This is a genomic window from Mycoplasmopsis agalactiae (genome assembly GCF_000089865.1).
Taxonomy (GTDB): domain Bacteria; phylum Bacillota_I; class Bacilli_A; order Mycoplasmatales; family Metamycoplasmataceae; genus Mycoplasmopsis; species Mycoplasmopsis agalactiae_B.
In genome coordinates, this window is the sequence record NC_013948.1 from 84208 (window position 1) to 100214 (window position 16007).

16 protein-coding genes and 1 pseudogene are annotated in these 16007 nt (G+C 30.1%); 14 read left to right on the top strand and 3 right to left on the bottom strand.

Features of this window, described 5'->3' with window-relative positions; translation table 4 throughout:
• Position 1: 1 nt before the first annotated feature.
• From MAGA_RS00370 to rplA, 14 genes and pseudogenes are all read left to right on the top strand, one after another.
• A complete protein-coding gene (locus tag MAGA_RS00370; protein WP_013021735.1) occupies positions 2-2182 on the top strand; it encodes a phenylalanine--tRNA ligase subunit beta in 2181 nt (726 codons plus the stop codon).
• 8 nt (positions 2183-2190) lie between these two features.
• Positions 2191-3456, top strand: a complete 1266-nt coding sequence (gene glyA, locus MAGA_RS00375) for a serine hydroxymethyltransferase (protein ID WP_013021736.1) — start codon at positions 2191-2193, stop codon at positions 3454-3456.
• Between the two features lie 9 nt (positions 3457-3465).
• A complete protein-coding gene (gene pip / locus MAGA_RS00380; protein WP_013021737.1) occupies positions 3466-4428 on the top strand; it encodes a prolyl aminopeptidase in 963 nt (320 codons plus the stop codon).
• Positions 4428-5588 (top strand): aminotransferase class V-fold PLP-dependent enzyme, encoded by a 1161-nt coding sequence (locus tag MAGA_RS00385; protein ID WP_013021738.1) that lies wholly within the window; start codon positions 4428-4430, stop codon positions 5586-5588. Before pip ends, MAGA_RS00385 begins: the two co-directional genes overlap by 1 nt.
• Positions 5589-5613: 25 nt before the next feature.
• Positions 5614-6006, top strand: a complete 393-nt coding sequence (locus MAGA_RS00390; RefSeq protein ID WP_013021739.1) for an iron-sulfur cluster assembly scaffold protein — start codon at positions 5614-5616, stop codon at positions 6004-6006.
• Positions 5996-7243 (top strand): Y-family DNA polymerase, encoded by a 1248-nt coding sequence (locus MAGA_RS00395; RefSeq protein WP_013021740.1) that lies wholly within the window; start codon positions 5996-5998, stop codon positions 7241-7243. The genes MAGA_RS00390 and MAGA_RS00395 overlap by 11 nt, the downstream gene beginning before the upstream one ends.
• Before the next feature lie 6 nt (positions 7244-7249).
• Entirely contained in the window at positions 7250-8344 is a 1095-nt protein-coding gene (locus MAGA_RS00400) for a nicotinate-nucleotide adenylyltransferase (protein ID WP_013021741.1), read from the top strand.
• Positions 8345-8358: 14 nt separating this feature from the next.
• Complete coding sequence (locus MAGA_RS00405) at positions 8359-9099, top strand: pseudouridine synthase (protein WP_013021742.1); 741 nt, start codon at positions 8359-8361, stop codon at positions 9097-9099.
• Positions 9081-10274, top strand: a complete 1194-nt coding sequence (locus tag MAGA_RS00410) for an MAG0770 family lipoprotein (protein WP_013021743.1) — start codon at positions 9081-9083, stop codon at positions 10272-10274. The genes MAGA_RS00405 and MAGA_RS00410 overlap by 19 nt, the downstream gene beginning before the upstream one ends.
• A 37-nt stretch (positions 10275-10311) precedes the next feature.
• Positions 10312-10572 carry a DNA-directed RNA polymerase subunit delta gene (gene rpoE / locus MAGA_RS00415; protein WP_013021744.1) on the top strand — a complete coding sequence of 87 codons (261 nt, stop codon included), beginning with the start codon at positions 10312-10314 and terminating at the stop codon, positions 10570-10572.
• A 4-nt stretch (positions 10573-10576) separates the two neighbouring features.
• Positions 10577-11452, top strand: coding sequence for a class II fructose-1,6-bisphosphate aldolase (gene fba, locus MAGA_RS00420; protein ID WP_013021745.1), 876 nt, complete (start codon positions 10577-10579; stop codon positions 11450-11452).
• Between the two features lie 85 nt (positions 11453-11537).
• A complete protein-coding gene (locus MAGA_RS00425; RefSeq protein ID WP_013021746.1) occupies positions 11538-12110 on the top strand; it encodes a thermonuclease family protein in 573 nt (190 codons plus the stop codon).
• 117 nt (positions 12111-12227) lie between these two features.
• Positions 12228-12695 (top strand): annotated as a pseudogene (rplK, locus tag MAGA_RS00430) (50S ribosomal protein L11); the annotation flags it as partial.
• Positions 12696-12697: 2 nt separating this feature from the next.
• On the top strand, positions 12698-13393 hold the full coding sequence (rplA, locus tag MAGA_RS00435; protein WP_004024262.1) for a 50S ribosomal protein L1: 696 nt from the start codon (positions 12698-12700) through the stop codon (positions 13391-13393).
• A gap of 45 nt (positions 13394-13438) precedes the next feature.
• Here the strand turns inward: rplA and MAGA_RS00440 are convergent, their stop codons facing one another.
• Genes MAGA_RS00440 through MAGA_RS00450 form a run of 3 tightly spaced genes read right to left on the bottom strand, consistent with a single transcriptional unit; the run spans position 13439 to position 16000 of the window.
• Complete coding sequence (locus MAGA_RS00440) at positions 13439-13897, bottom strand: hypothetical protein (protein WP_013021748.1); 459 nt, start codon at positions 13895-13897, stop codon at positions 13439-13441.
• Entirely contained in the window at positions 13884-15251 is a 1368-nt protein-coding gene (locus MAGA_RS00445) for an MAG4530 family protein (protein ID WP_042509392.1), read from the bottom strand. The genes MAGA_RS00440 and MAGA_RS00445 overlap by 14 nt, the downstream gene beginning before the upstream one ends.
• Positions 15242-16000: a hypothetical protein gene (locus tag MAGA_RS00450; protein ID WP_013021750.1), complete on the bottom strand. Its 759-nt coding sequence runs from the start codon at positions 15998-16000 to the stop codon at positions 15242-15244. The genes MAGA_RS00445 and MAGA_RS00450 overlap by 10 nt, the downstream gene beginning before the upstream one ends.
• Positions 16001-16007: the final 7 nt, after the last annotated feature.

A 16007-nucleotide genomic window follows, 5' to 3' on the forward strand; every position in this document is an offset into this window, starting at 1 on the left:
TATGATCATTTCTCTTAGAGAAATCAATAAATATATGCCTGAAATAAATTTAGATAGCTCAATTGAAAAAAGTATAAACAACTTAGGCTATGAAGTCGAGAGCATAAAACAATTCAGCGATGTAAAGGGAATAAAATTTGGATATGTGCTGGATGTTTTTAAAAATGAAAACAGCAAAAACCTTAACGTTGTTAGCATAAAAACAAACAGAGGCATTATAACTATCCAGACAACTGCTACAAATGTGAAGAAGAATCACTGAATTGTTGCTTTTGTTGAAGGAGCTAGCAAGGGCGAGATAGTTTTTGGTAAAAAAGAAATGGCTGGCGTTGTCTCTAATGGAATGCTTGCAAGTTATTCAGAGTTAGGTTATGACAGTTCATTGCTCCCATTTGATCCTAACGGTGTTATTTTATTGGATGATTCATCAATTAATGAAGATTTAGATCCAATTAAATATTTTAATTTAGACGACTACATAATTGATATTACTACACCAGCCAATAGAGCAGAAACCAATTCATATTATGTACTTGCTATGGAATTAGCAGCTTACTATAAAACTAAATTTGTATGGCCAAATTTGCTGCCAAAAGACAACTATCGTTTTAGAAGCAACATAAAAGTTTCTAAAAATGAAGCGACCGAATTAACATTTTTTGAAGCAAGACTTAAAAATAACAAAACAAGCTTAAAAGATATTTTGTTCTTAGCTAAGCACGGCATAAATGCAAAAGGTCTTTATGCTATTGATTTAACAAACATTGCTCTTTTAGTTGCAGGAGCACCATGTCATGTTTATGACAAAAATAAGATTGGGAAATCATTATCATGTTCTAAATTTAGTGGTGAACTTGAGATTTTAGGAGGAAAGAAAGTAAGTGTTTCTGATGTTCTTGCAATTAAAGATGAAACAGGCGTAATTTCTTTAGCATCAGTTATGGGTTGCGAAAACTCGGCAGTTGATGAGAATACTAAAGAAGTTGTATTTGAAGTAGGTTTATTTGATCCATTATTAGTTAGACATGGTGCTAGAGAAATCAAAATGGATACAGCCTCATCAATTCAAGCAGGAAGAGCACTTAATTCACAAATTGTATTTAATGGAATTTCCTTTTTAAAGTATAAATCAGCTTTAGACGGTCAATCTGTTAGCCAGATTGTGAATATTCCCAAAGTTAAAAAAGGCAAATCAGTTATTCAAAGCAGAAAGAAATTATCAATCTATGCTAACTGTAACATTAAAGATTTATCAATATTTGATGATGTAGAAACAACTCTTAAAAAAATTGGCTTTTCAATGGACAAAAACAGAGTTATAGCTCCGACATACAGAAGCGATATACAGCATTATGAAGATGTGATTGAAGAGTATTTTAGATTTTATGGATACAACAATTTCAAACCGGAAGCACCAAAATTAGAATCATATAAAGTTGCACATTCAGTCGATAATAAAAATATACTTCAGTCGCTAGGCTATAACGAAATAAGAACTTTTAGTTTAATTTCTTCTGAAATGAACATACTTAACCCTTTTAATTTTGAAAGCACAGTTAAGTTAATGACTTTTGTTTCTAAAGAAAGAGAAGAAGTTAGAAACTCTATAATTCCATCATTATTAGAATCTGCAGAATTTAATCTAAAAAGAAAAATAAATAATGTTTCATTATTTGAGCATGGAATGATTAATGACAATAAATTTGTTTATGGTCTATTATCAAATGAAAAGTCATTTGACGAAATTAAGCAAGATATTTATAACTTTTTAAAAGTTGATAATTTAGAATTTATTCCTTTTAAGGATAATGAACTTATTCACCCTAATGTATCAGCAAAAATTATCTACAATGGCTGTTTTATAGGATGAATTGGAAAAGTACATCCATCATATAATGCTTCTAATTTTTGAGTTGCAGAATTTATAAATGTAAATAATAATTCAAAAGTTGAGTTTAATGTCTATGACCCTAGTCCTTTAAAATCAATAGACTTAACATTCACAATTAACTCAAATGAAGCAATTGCATCAAAAATTAGTGAAATTAATGAAATATCTAAGTCATTTAGCATTATGCAAATTGATTCATTTACTAATGCTGATAAAAGAAATGTAACACTAAGAGTAACTGGCAGTTTTGAAGAAATTAACAAGATTAATGAAATTTTTAACAAAAAATAGGGGGAATTATGTACAAGAAAATATCAATGAATGATAAAGAAATTGAGCAAGCCATTAACAATGAAGTTGATAGACAAAATGAACACATTGAGCTTATAGCATCAGAAAATTATGTAAGCGAAGATGTTTTAACTGCTGTTGGAAGTGTTTTAACTAATAAATATGGCGAAGGCTATCCAGGCAAAAGGTACTATGGCGGCTGCGAAAATGTTGATGTTGTCGAAACACTTGCTATTGAAAGACTTAAAAAACTTTTCGGAGTTAAGTTTGCTAACGTTCAACCATATTCAGGATCAGTTGCCAATGCTGCAGCTTTAGCGACACTAGCAAGCCAAGGCGACAAAATTATGGGGCTAGATTTAGCATCAGGCGGACATCTTACTCATGGTTATAAAATAAGCTTCAGTGGTATTTTTTATAATTCAATAACTTATTCAGTTAATGAAGATGGTATTTTAGATTATGAAGCGATCAAAGAGTTAGCCATTAAAGAAAAACCAAAAGTAATTATTTGTGGTTATTCAGCATATTCTAGAATTGTTGATTTCAAGAAATTTAGAGAAATAGCCGATGCTTGCGGTGCAAAATTGATGGCAGATATAGCTCATATTGCCGGATTAATTGCAGGGGGAGTTCACCCATCACCAGTGCCTTATGCAGACATTATCACTTCAACAACCCATAAAACTTTAAGAGGCGCCAGAGGCGCCATCATTATGACTAATGATGAAGAAATTGCTAAGAAAATGAATAGATGAGTATTTCCAGGTTATCAAGGTGGCCCACTATTTCATGCAATAGCAGGCAAGGCAGTTGCTTTCGGCGAGGCACTAAAACCTGAATATACAGCATATGCAAAAAGCATTGTTGATAATGCAAGAGAATTTTCTAATTACTTTATAAAACAGGGTGTTTCGATAGTTTCAGGGGGCACTGACAATCATTTATTTACAATAAATGTGAACAAAAGCTATGGCATTTCAGGATTACAAGCTGAAAAGATATTAGGTAAATTTAATATAACTGTGAATAAAAACACTGTGCCATTTGACGAACTAAGTCCTGCTGTTACTTCGGGAATTAGAATAGGCACTGCAGCGATGAGCTCAAGAAAGTTTGCAAAATGAAAAGAACTTGGTGCTATCATGCACGAGATTTTGCAAAATTGTGTTGAATTTAGCGAAAATGAATCAAAGCACTTAGACAGAATTTCTGAACTTAAGAAACAAGTTGAAGCACTAACTATTGAATTTCCAATTATCACAAAATATTAGGAAGTAATTTTGAACATTAAATATTTGTATGATTCAATTAGCCCATATGAAAGTGGCTATTTGAAAACTGAAGATGGGATGCATGAAATTTACTATGAAGTTTCAGGCAATCCTGATGGAATACCAGTTTTATATATTCATGGCGGGCCTGGTGCTGGCTGTAACAAAAACAGCAGAAGGCTTTTTAATCCAAAAGCCTATAAAATAGTTTTATTCGACCAAAGAGGATGTGGAAAAAGTAAGCCATCAATGTCATTAATTAATAACACAACTTGATTTTTGATTAATGACATTGAGATGCTTAGAAAACATCTAAAAATAGATAAATGAATGCTTTTTGGTGGTTCATGAGGCACAACATTAGCTTTGTGTTATGCAATTAATCATCCTGATAGAGTATTGCATATAGTGTTACGAGGACTTTTTTTAGGTACAAAGCATGATCTTATTTGACTTTATCAAGATGGTGCAAATAGAATGAATCCAGTAGATTTTGAAAGATATATAGATCTTGTTCCAGTTGATAAAAGAAATGATGTTATAAACTATTATCATAAATTAATGAATGATAGCGATTCTAACATTAGAATTAAAGCGCTAAATGAATGAGCTAGATGAGAATCTGTTAACGTAAAATTGCTTGGCGGTGATTTTGATGAAACAGACATCAAGGCAAATAGCGAAATTGCGCTCATTGAAAATCATTATTTTGTTAATAATTGCTTTTTCGAGGAAGGCTATATATTAAATAATATTCACAAAATTAAGCACATTTCAGCCAACATTATTCATGGTGCTTATGATTTAATTTGCCAGCCATATGGTGCATATTTGGTGCATAAAAATATGCCTAATTCTACGCTTAAGATACTCAAAGACTCCGGTCATTCACAGTGGTCTGAAAGCATTGTTTATGAGTTAGTTAAAGCTACTGATAAATATGCAATTGAGAATTTATTAAAGGATAAATAATGCCTAAATCAATTAGATCATTCTTCCCATTAGCCTATAAAATAGTATATTTAGACACAGCAGCCTTAGCGCTTAAACCTAAGCCGTCCATCACTGAAAGCAACAATTTTTATAATTTATATTCAGTTAGCACAAGAACTAATAATTCTCCATTAGGCATTTATACCAATAAAATAGTTAATGAAGTTAGAAGCAAAATTGCATTACTAACTGATGCTAAAGAAAACGAAGTAATTTTTACTTCCGGAGCAACAGATTCGCTAAATAAGTTTGCACAAATGTATATGCAAAAATTGAAAGCGGGTGATCAAATAATTTTGCATGGCTATAATCACTCATCAAATATGATTCCATGAATTGCGTTAGCCAAAGAACACAACATAGATGTAAAAATTGTTGATACCCCTGATTTAGAAAGTGCTATAAACAGCAAAACCAAAGTTGTAGCATTTTCGCAATTAACCAATAATTTTCAAGTAAAAATAGATATAGAAAGCCTTTATAAAAAATGTCGCAAAGTTGGAGCAATATTAGTAAATGATGCAGCTCAAGCTATAGTTTATGAAAAAGTCAGTTTGCAAAATTGTGATGTTATAGCTTTTAGTGCAAATAAATTTTATGGGCCGACAGGCCTAGGGGCTTTAATTATTAAAGAAGATATATTAAAAGAATTAGATCCTGTTACTTTTGGTGGTGGCACAATCAATTCAGTGAACAAAGATAATAGTTTTATAATTAAAAATAGTATCGAAAAATTTGAACCTGGAACCCTTAATTTTGCAGCTATCTTTATGTTTAATAGGTCAATTGATTTTTTTAACCAATATATTGGTTATGAAAAAAGCAAACAAATATTAAAAAAACTAAGTAATTATGCATACGACGAGCTTTTGAAAGTACAAAATATTGAAATCTATTCAAAAAGAGATGATCACATAATTTTATTTAACATTAAGGGAATTAATTCACAAGATGTAGCGCATTTTTTAGGTGTAAATAACATATATGTGCGTTCAGGAATCTTTTGCGCCCACTATTTAAAAAATTTTGCTTGCAACGATTCCTTCGTCAGGGTTTCGCTAGGGGTTTACAACAATAAAAATGACATTAATAAGCTAACTCATGCATTAAAAAAAGGAGGTGATTTCATTGTCTTATAGTTTTGAACAAAAAAGAGAAATTATTATGAATAATTATCTAAAGCCTTCTTTTAAAAAAGATGTGCAAAATAAAAAAATAGAATCTTTTAGCAACTCTTGCGGTGATTATTTAGAAGCTGATTATATAGTTGAAAATAAAATTTTAAAAGATTTACGTTTTAATGGCAATGGCTGTGCTTATTTTATCTCATCAGCTAATTTGCTTTGTAAATATATAAATAATAAGACTATAGACGAATCACTCTATTTTATAGACTTATTCGAAAAAAATATTACTGGAAAGCCTTTAAGTGATGAAGAAAAAAACAAGCTTGGAGAGCTATTAGTTTTTGATAATGTTAATCAGCATGCTAATAGGCTTGACTGTGTGCAAATGCTAAGCAAGCCATTAAAAGAAATATTAAAAAATGAACAATAAAAACATTATATTTCATATAGATTTCGACTCATATTTTGTAAGCGCGCACAGATCAAAAGATCATAGGCTAAAGAATAAACCTGTTGCAGTTTCAAATGGCTTAAGTCGCTCAATTTGCTCTAGTATTTCATATGAGTTAAAAAATGCTGGCATAAAAGTCGGCTGGCCAAGATTTATGATTGAAAAAAAGGTTCCTGACACAATTTTTGTCGAACCTAATTTTGACTTATACTACACAACATCAAACAATATTTTTGATTACATTGCATCAAATTATACTGCCAATATTGAAGTCGGTTCAATTGATGAATGTTGGGTTGATGTTACTGCTATAGCAGAAGGAAAAAATCCTGTTGCGCTTGCTAGAAAATTGCAAGAAGATATCAACAAGATCTTTGACATTCCTATTTCAATAGGAATTTCTTATTCAAAATGAGCTGCTAAAATAGCTAGTGATTTAGCTAAGCCATTTGGCGTTAAATTTATTGAAAATCATAATGATCTTGAGACTCAAATTTGGCCACTAAATATCCAAAAGTACTATGGAATAGGCGAAAAAACTGCTGACAAATTAATAAAAGCAGATGTTAAAACAATTGGCCAGTTAGCTCGTTCTAGTGAGTTAAATTCCGATTTATACATGATTTTTAGAAACAGACTGTCTGCTTTTATTAATGAAGCTAATGGCAATGGCAATGATAAGTTAACATATGAGCACAACAATTTAAAGGGCATAGGTAATGAACTTACATTTCCGCTTTATGACTTTTATGAACGAAGTGAAATATATAAAGTAATTAAAAATATTGCATATAAAGTAAGTCATAGAGCACAAAATCGCAATGTTGTTGGCTTTACTTTAACAGTAATAATCAGAAGCGTTTCTAAAGTTTGAAAAGGCAAGCAAATGAAGTTGGTTGAGCCAACTAATGATGCTGAACAAATTTATAAAAATGCCATTATACTCTTTGAAAAATTGTGAAAAGAGCAACCTATTCGTGGCGTTGGCTTAAGATTAACTAACTTAATTAATGAGTTTGAACATTTTAAACAACTTACAATTTTTGACACATATGACGATTACAAACAGGAAAGCAAAGTAAATAATATAATTAATGATATAAACAAAAAAGTTGGCAAGGTTGTTTTAAAAACTGGCTATAGAGTTTCTAAAGAAAAAATAAAAGAGTCTGTGCAAAGTAGATATCTTGAAGATGATTTAGGGATAAGAAAGTAGGAAAAAATGAAAATTGGATTGTTTGGGGGCTCATTTAACCCTGTGCATAATGGACACATTAAAATTGCTGAATTTGCCTATAAAACACTAGGTTTGGACAAAATTTACTTCATCCCTACTGCTATTAGTCCATTCAAAAAGAAAAATCAAGTAGCTGCAGATAGTGACAGAATTAATATGCTAAATTTGGCTTTAGAAAACTTTAGCTATAACTCAGAAGTGTCTTTGTTTGAGATAAAAAGAGGCGGAGTTAGTTACACTTTTGAAACAATAAGATATTTTAAAAATAAGTTTCCAAACGATGAGCTCTTTTTCATAATGGGCTCTGATTTGTTGCCTAAATTTCATAAATGAGAATATGCAGAAGAGATGACTCAAAGTTGTCAATTTGTTGTTTATAAACGTAGCAAAAATATAAATAAAATTAATGCCAAAAAGTATGGCATTAAAATTATGAATAACCCAATTTTTGATGAATCATCTACTAAAGTTAGACAAGGTGAGTTAGGTCTAACTGATAATAAAGTCAATAACTATATTGGAAATAACTTTCTATATGCAAAGGAAATCGTTCATTCATTACTAACAGCAAAAAGAGCTAAACATTGTGTAGCTGCTGCTGAGTTTGCTGTTATGCTAGCTAAATCAATAAAATATGATGCAAAAAAAGCTTATTATGCAGGCTTATTCCACGATATTTGCAAGGAATTAGACGAAAATGAATCCAGAGCATTTATCAATCAGTTTGTTGAAAATGCTTATGATAGAAAATTATTTCCAAATTATAAGCTTCACCAGCTTGCTGGGGCGCTATGGTTTAAACATATTTATATGAATGATGATGACGAAATTTATAATGCTATCAGGATTCACACATCACTAGCATTAGAATTATCAACATTAGATAAAATTTTGTATATAGCAGATAAAATTTGTGATGGACGTGCTTTTGCAGGAGTGCAAAAGCTAAGACAGCTAGCGCTAGAAGACTTTGATGAGTGCTTTAAGCAAGTTGTTAAAAGAAACATTGAATACAATCTTGCCAAAAATATTACTTTTAGTGATGAACAAAATGAGATCAATAATAAGTGGTCTAAGTAGAATGTGATTATAATATGCCAGAATTAGTAAGAGTACAAAAATTAATAGCACAATCAGGCCTAATGTCAAGGCGAGATGCTGAAAAAATGATTTCCAAGGGTCTTGTTTTTGTTAATGGAATTAAGTCATCTATTGGCGATAAAGCAAGCATAAATGATGAAATAAAAGTAAATGGCAAAATAATAAATTTGACTAAAAACACTGTTTTTAAGTATTATTTGCTTAACAAACCTAAGAACACTATAACAACTTCAAAAGATCCTAAGGGTCGTCACACTGTTATTGATTTAATTAACACTAGTGAAAGAATTGTCCCTGTTGGTAGGCTGGATCGTAATACAACTGGCGTTTTATTACTCACAACTGATTATGAGTTAGTTAACAAATTAACACATCCTAAATATGAAATCGAAAGAGTTTATCGTGCTAGAATTGACTCACCTTTAACATTAAAAGAATTTAAAGAGCTTAATGCAGGCATTGAAATTGATGGAAAAATGAGCTACCAAATTGTTGATCAAGTTGATACAAAAAGCTATCTAATTTCACTTCATGTTGGTTCATACCATCATGTTAAAAAACTATTTGAAAAAATTGGCCACAGTGTCTTAACTTTAAAAAGAGTTTCTTATGCCAATTTAACTGTTGATAAATTGCCTGAAGGAATGTATCGGGAATTAACAATTAAAGAAGTTAAAAATCTTAAACTTCTTGTAGAACAGCAAGAAAAAAAATTATGTCAAAATGAAAAGTAAAATTGACCTTTTTGCCTATTTCACTAGCCTCCTTGTCAATAATATCAGCGAGTTGTCAAGGCAGTTTTTATAGACAAAAAGATGTATTTGAAACTGAATTTTCAAAAGAAATGTTTGAGTACTATAATCAATACAAAAATATATGAGAACAGATAACCAACTTTATATCTAATGATTCATATAAAAAGTATTTTTTAGATAACTACAACAAGATTGATTACATAACTAAAGAATGAAAAAATGTAGTTGATCAAATATTGCCTTATATGGGCACAAATAAAGATGGTAAGCAAGACTACAAGTTAGAATTAGGCTATAAAACAGGTACAGACGGAAAATTTGAATTGATCAACAATTCTATTAACAGCGAGTTGTTATTCAATGAATTAACTGACAAACCTAAAAATAAAGAGATAAATATTAGAACAAATATTGGTTATATTGCAATTTTGAACGAAGAAGTTAATAACATAATAAGTGATTATGTGCAAGATTTAAGAAAAAACAAATCTGATTCATTATTTAAAAGTTTTTATAATGAATTTGATATTTTGCCGGGGTGACCATTATTTAAAAATTTGAGCGAAAAAGAAAGATATAGATATCAAAATCTTTTTTTAGAGAGCCTAGTTAAAAAATATTCTGGAATGCAAAGTGAGTATTCTCGTAAGTTTTTTGACTCTCAAAAAGTCAATATTGACTACAAAAATATAAGAGGTATTACACCTGAAGGAAATACCTATCACACTCATGCCTTGGTCAATTTATGATATGAATGAAATAAAGTTATCTTGCCTGAAGTTGATGATTCTTCAAATTCAAATGATAAAAGAGTATGAAAAAATAACAAAATTTTTGAGACTGTTGAATTTTTCAAAAATGTCTATAAAACAGCCCAAGAAGTTAAAAATGCACATAATTCCAAATTGATCTTAAGATTTTCTAAAATAGATGAATCATCTAATTCACAAAATCAAGTAAAAGAATTCGAACTTGAGAATCTTTTTGACAAATTTATTCTAGCTTTAGTTGATGATAAAGAGAAATGAAATATAAAAATTTACCCAAGTGACTTAGATTACAATGATTTTGCTTTTGTATTTAAAAACCTATTTCAAGAGCTAATTGACATAAGTGCAAAAATTAACTTTACAATTAAAAATTACAAAAACTAAATATATAATTTAAATAATATTAATTAGGGGAAAGTATATGAAAACAATGTTAGATGTTGCTATTGAGTTTTTATTAGAAAAATCAGGTGGCAGCCAATATATGGAATTTGATACTATTTTTGATGAAGTTGAAGCACAACTTAAACCAAAATGAGAAAAAGAAGCAGCACAAAAAGAGCTTGATTATAACAAGATTCGTCAAAATAAGATCGGTGAATTATACCGTTTATTAACTGTTGATTCACGTTTTGAAAGAAACAATCAAGGTTTATGAATTACTAGAGAAGGTTTTGAGTAAAAGAATGGCAAAACAATACTTGCTTACTAATGCAAAAGAAATATTGCTAGATGCTAAACTAAATAAATATGCAGTACCGCACATAAATATTAATAATCTTGAGTGAGCTAAAAATATTTTAATTACTGCAAACGAATTAAAATCGCCTGTTATCTTAGGCGCAAGTATGGGCGCAATTAAGTACATGGGTGGATACTCAACAGTGGCAAATTTAGTAAAGTCACTTGTTTATGATTTAAAAATTGATGTACCTGTTGTGCTCCATTTAGATCATGGAGATTTTGACTCTTGCTTTAAAGCAATCGATGCAGGTTTTACATCTGTTATGTTTGATGGCTCTATGCTTTCAATGGAAGAGAATTTAGCCAAAACAAAACTAGTTGTCGACTTTGCCAAAATGCATAATGTTTCTGTGGAAGCTGAAGTAGGTGCTATTGGCGGTGAAGAGGACGGAATTTCTTCAGCCGGTGTGATTTCAAATGTTGATGATGCTCTGAAGATGAAAGAAACCGGAATAGATGTTTTAGCAGCCGGAATTGGCAATATTCATGGTAAGTATCCTGAATCATGAAAGTCATTAGATTTTGAAGCATTAAGTAAAATAGCCAGTGCTACAGACATTGGAATAGTTTTACACGGCGGCAGCGGTATTCCTACTGATCAAGTTTTAAAAGCAATTAGTTTAGGTGTAACAAAAATTAATGTGAATACTGAGTTACAACTAGCATTTGCTGATGCTGTGGAAAAGTTTGTTATTTCAGGCGAATCAAAGAAAGGCAAGAATTTTGATCCTAGAAAATTACTTGCGCCTGGATGCAAAGCAATATGTGAAGCAGTAAAAGATAAAATAATTACCTTTAATTCGCAAAATAGATACTAATCACTTAAAAAATGGGAAAAACTGCTTGATTTTCCCAATTTTTTTTATTTTTATAATCCTAATGCTTTTTCAAAACTATTAATATATGAAAGCTCTAAGATTTTTCATACCTGCATTAGTATTGCCTTATCAATTAGTAAGTTGCACCAATGTTGCCAATTATTATTTAAAAAGCACTAAAATTGATTCAAACGTTAGCATAATAGATGGAGACACTATTTCATTTTTGCAAAACGACAAAAAGCAGACAATAAGGCTTTTTGGTATTGATGCACCAGAAACTTTTAAAAATAATATTCAAAAGTTAGCTAAATTTGAAAACTTTTATGCACATCAGGCAAGAATGTACTTAACCGATATGATAAATAACAAAGAATTGTATTATAGATTTATAAAGCATGATAAGTATAACCGAATTATTGCATTTTTGTGCTATAAAACAAGCATAAACACATATTCCGATGTAGGTTTAGAATTAGTTAGAAATGGTTTAGCAAGAGTTCATTATATATCAGTCGATTCTAAACATAAGTATGCGGTAAATGAAAAAAACTTAGTTGAATATTTTTATAAGCTTAAAGCAGCAGAAAATGAAGCAAAAATCCAAAGAATTAACATTTGACAACATGCACAAAAAGATGTATTTTACAAACCATAAATTTTTGTATGTAATTTAAGATTTAAATATATAATTTAATAGCAATTTATTATAAATTGTTCTTTACTAGTGGGAGATTAAATCGCTAGAACCACATTATCGAGAGGATAACAAAATATGGCAAAATCAAAAGCTGATATTGTTCGTGTTCGTAAGTTACAATTTAATGCTGGCCAGGCTAAACCAGGTCCTGCTTTAGCAGGTGTTGGTATTAACATGCCAGAATTTACACGTGCATTTAACGACGCAACACGTGATAGAGGTAATGAACCAGTTCCAGTTCAAATTACTGTTTACAATGACAAATCATTTGAATTTAAACTATTCACTTCACCAGCAAGTTACAAATTAAAACAAGCTGCAAAGATTGAAAGTGGAAGCTCAAATGCTAAGACAACTAAGGTTGCAACTATTACTGTTGATCAATTAAGAGAAATTGCTGAATACAAATTACCTGACTTAAATACTGATGATGTTGAAGCTGCAATGGCAATTATTGCTGGTACAGCAAGAAATATGGGAATTTTAATTGACGGCTATGAAGGCGGCAAAGTTAAAAAATCTACTAAAACTGAAGGAGATAAATAATGTCTGCAAAAGGCGGAAAGAAAATTCAAAACGCTAGAAGCTCGTTTGACAAAAACATTGCTTACGATTTAGCAGAAGCTGTTGAAATTGTTAAAAGAACTTCATATGCAAAATTTGATGCCTCAGTTGATTTAGTATTTAAGTTAAACCTTGACGTTAGAAAAGCTGACCAACAATTACGTGGATCAGTACTACTTCCAAATGGAACAGGTAAGTCAATTTCAGTATTAGTTGTTACAAATAATGTTGAAAAACAAAAATTAGCCACAGCTGCTGGTGCAGACCAAGTTGTTGACGGTCAAACATTGGAACAAAAAATTAAAGAAGATATCTTTGACTTTGATGTTATGGTTGCTGACCCTGCAATGATGCCATTATTAGGTAAATATGGTAAAAAACTAGGACCTAAAGGTCTTATGCCAAACCCTAAAACTGGCACAGTAACTCCAACTCCTGAAAAAGCAGTTGAAGAACTTAAAAAAGGTAAAGCAAATTATAGAACAGATAAAGCTGGTGTTGTTCACACACTAGTTGGTAAAGTTTCTATGGATAGTGATAAATTAGTTGAAAACATCAAGACTGTTATTAGCCTAATTAAAAAACTTAAACCATCAGCTGTTAAAGGAACATACATCCAAAATATTGTTCTTTCAGCAACAATGGGCCCAGGTGTTAAAGTTAAGATTGAAAAATAATTAAACGCAGAAAAAATTCCGCCACAGAAAGCGGAATTTATTTTTTTAAACTTTAGCAAGCAAATTTTTAACCTGTTTAATAGAGTGAACAGCAAAAATTATAAGAAGAATTGATACTGCTGTTCTGACTAGCATAATAATGAAACTAACAGCTTGTCTAACTTTACTATTTCCATTGTAAAGAGTTAATAAAGCAGTAATTATGTAAGCCACGAAAAATATTAGAAATGCATTTGATGTCGAAAGCAATTTAATACGGTCCTTGCGTAAAGAGATAAATGTTAATGATTCTAAAAAGAAGAACAGCGCCATGAAGCATATTAGTACAAGAAATGTAAAATATACTGAATAAGCAACTTCCTGCAATATATAGATTGTACCAAGTTTGAATGATTCATCCAGTTTTGCTATTAAATTGAATAAATCAGTTATTAGTAACCCTGCTACTAGGACAATTATAGCTATTGAAAAACCAAACATATTACGCAGACTAGATCTTTTCATTTTTAACCTTTTCAATTTCATTTAACTCAAGTAAAAGGATTTTTCTTATGTCAATAAAGAATGAAGAATCTGGTGAACTTTCAAACAAGTTAATTATGTTTTGTAATGCTTTTAATTCAATAGGCTTTTTGAATTTTCCAAGGTACATAAGTTTCTCATTATTGCTTGCAAAATTTCTTTCTAAAGCTAAAAGAGACTTATCTAAAGCAGAAGAATTTTGCAAATATTTTTCTTCTATGTCTCTCTTATTTTTAATAATTAAATTAACTCTTTTGCCTATAAATAAGGTTTCCTTGTCATTTTTTAGTAAATCAGTAAATTTATCTAAAAATTCATAAGCTTCTTCAATGTTTTGAATTTTTTGAATGTAAGAATTAGCAAATTTAAGTGATTCTTTGACATTGTCAAAATCATCAAATGCAAAAGTGTTTAAGTGATAAGAAGAAAATAAATTTAGCAATGATAAATTTTTAAATGATCATAGTATTTTTCTATATTCCAAACAACAAGATTTTGAAAGCAAGAAACCAAGATCAAGTAAACTATTTTTAATTTTGGTTGCTGGAATTTCTTTACCTTCCGATTTTAATCTATAAAGTCTTAGCAGTTGATGAACTTTCATTGCAATCATAAAGTTCAATTTAGGGACTCTTATACCAGATTTATAAACTGCAAATTCTTTAGGTAAAATTTTAGGAGACAATACTTCAATTTCAGTATCATTGTGCCTTGACTTAGCAATTATTTGATCTTTAAAGTTAAATGTAATGTTAGAAAGCTTATCCAAATTTATGATTCTAGATGATGCATTTTCAGACACGAAATCTATATCACTAGTTTCTCTAAAATAGTCATTATATTTTATGGCAATTGATTTACTCCCTTGAACTAAAAATCCCACATCTTGCATTTGTTTAATAAGCGATAATTGCTCATTTGAAACAAAATTATTTTTCTTACATAATTTTGCAAAATCCTTAAATCTAAATGCAGTAAAAAGTTTAACTTTTAGTCAGTTTAACGACTTAAATATGTTGTAGTCATAAAACTTATTAAAAAGAATGTTAGCCAATGAATTTATTGTTCACATTAAAAGGAGACAAAGAATTAGAATCCTAAAGATTGTTGCGATTACAAGAACATATACAGTTTTAGCAATATGTTTTCCCATTAATTTTTCTGAACCAATTTTGGTAAGGCTATTAAAAGTAAGAGGAATTTTGTCGAAGAAGAACAAAAAGATATAAAACACAATACCGAAAATAACAGGTGCAAAAAACAGCGAAGCAAAATATATAGCAATGTTATTTTTTCTATATTTTTTTGCAATATTTATTTTTTCTTCTAATACCATGAGCTCTCCCATTCATGAATCCTATTTTTATCTGCGTTTTGTTGCTCAGCGAGTTTAACATAGGTATTTATACAATCAAGCGAGTTTTCAACTTTTCGCTTTGCAAAATTTAGCGACATTCAATTGTTTCATTTATATTCAACCTTATTCAAAGATTCTTTTGCTATTTCTAACACTTCTTGTATTTTTTTAATATTCTTTGTTTTGTAAACCTTAATTATCTCGCCAAAAATTGTAAAGATAAAGTCTTTTGAATATGTAAACTCTGATTCAGTTTGTCTAAGAAAACCAAGTAGTGTACCCGCTAACGAGAATCCCTTTACTATAGTAGAGACGGAAGGGATGCCATCAAACGATTCGGAAATTGTTGACAATGTATCACCACCTAGTTGAGCAAGCTCCAGAGCAGGATCTATATCTTTTAACATTCCTTTGACTTTGTAAACAGCGATTGCAACATTAGCATGAAAGTTATAAAATGTTTCAATTTCTCATCATATTGTATTTTCTATAATAATTCAGTCGTTGTCTGATATATATTTATCTAGCTCTGAATTCTCATATTTAATGTCATCAAATGAAATAGATCTTATTTTACTACCACTACTATGAGTTTTTTTAGTTGACAATGAAGACATTTTTTCATTAAACTCTTTTAATTGTTCTTTGAAAAATAATTTTATTTCAGCGTCCTTTTCTGACATCCAATCATTTTTTGCTGCTTCAACATTATGTATAATGCCTATCACAATTTCT